Raw genomic sequence first — 1,453 nt, 5'->3', positions numbered from 1 at the left:
GCCTGAAAGTGATGACACGGCTCACGTTAGTTTGTTGCCCTGGGGTTGTCAAGTCTTGCCGGTCTGTGGATAAAAAAATCGCCCCGAAGGTAAACCTCCGGGGCGATTGATCTGTATCAGGCTGAATTAGAAGCCCATGTTGAGCATTGCAACCACTTTGTACGGATCGTCGGGATCAGAACCGCCAGGGGCCTGTCCGTCATAGTAGTCGCCGAGCAACGCATAGGAACCGCGCAGGCTCAGATCAACTTTCTCGGTGATTTTGGTACCGACTCCGGCAGAAACTTCGAGGCCCAGGTTCGTCCCTTGCGTGCCTTGATCGTCCAGAGACATGAAGTAACCGGCCGCATAATCAACATAGAACTTGTCGATGTTCTGCTTGCCAGAATAAGTCAAGCCTACAAGACCGTTGCCGGCATAAGCCGCGTCGGTCAAGGCACGTGCACCCTGACCACCGTTGTTATGGAACTTGTCAGTCATGAAAATCGACAGACCGGTATCAGGCAGCTCATAAAAGTCCGTCTGGCTTTCGAAGCCAGCGCCGCTGGCACCGTAGACGATCAGGCGCGCTGCACCAAATGCACCTGACACCTTGGCCGACATAGCCATTGCATCTTGCCCATTACCGCCTGTAGCAACACGGTCACCGAACTGATATAGCAACCAGGCTTTCAGATCAAGATCGGCAACTTTACCAGTAAACTCACCACTTACGGTGAACTGCTGAGCATTATTGGCGTTGTTGTCGATCATGTACAGACCAAAGTCGAGTTTGGCGGAGCCGAGCGCCGGCGCAACCTTGATACCATAGACATCTTTATCATTGTTGCCATTGTTGGTTGCTTTTTCATCAAATTTAGACCAGATGAAGGTGGTGCCGATCTCCCCGAATTTTTTCGAAACGATCAACGCAGCTGCATCCTTGTGGATAAAAGTATAGTCGCAGCCAGCGCTAACACCCTGAATACCAGCCTTGGTGTCAAACCCGTTGGCCTTGAAGAACATGTAGGCATTTTTGGTTTCAATAGCAACTTGATCTGCGCCTACTTTTCCAGCCCCGATTCCCCACGGGGTGTCAAGTTCGGCGAAGTAGACGAAACCGCTGTTGTCGTCGACATTGGCGGTCCACTTGACACGCAAACGTTGATCAACCATGTTATTCGCAGCTTGGCCAAAAGGCGCCTTCTTAAGAGCGACATCATAGCCCGAACCTGTAATCCCCTGAATCCGGAGATACCCATTAATCTTGTTTTCCAGGGCGAGCGCCGGCAGAGCCACTGCCAACATCACCGCACATGTCACTGCAATCTTTAGATACCTGCTCACATTTGCCTCCTATCGATTAAAGAAATTTGGGTACGCCGCGCCCTTGCAGCGCACCAAGTTGAGACAGATTTATGATCCGTCCGCTGTAAATTCGTAACCACACACAGGACATTTTACCTGCATGGTC

At 51.2% G+C, this 1,453-nt stretch carries 1 protein-coding gene; it reads right to left on the bottom strand.

The window, feature by feature from the left end:
* Window positions 1-126: 126 nt before the first annotated feature.
* Window positions 127-1,326 carry a hypothetical protein gene (locus AC6F7T_RS03030; protein ID WP_500716496.1) on the bottom strand — a complete coding sequence of 400 codons (1,200 nt, stop codon included), beginning with the start codon at window positions 1,324-1,326 and terminating at the stop codon, window positions 127-129.
* Between the last annotated feature and the right edge of the window lie 127 nt (window positions 1,327-1,453).

Source organism: Pelovirga sp. (assembly GCF_059864205.1).
The sequence above is the reverse complement of the archived record's forward strand: the minus strand, read 5'-3'. Positions and strand labels throughout refer to the sequence as shown.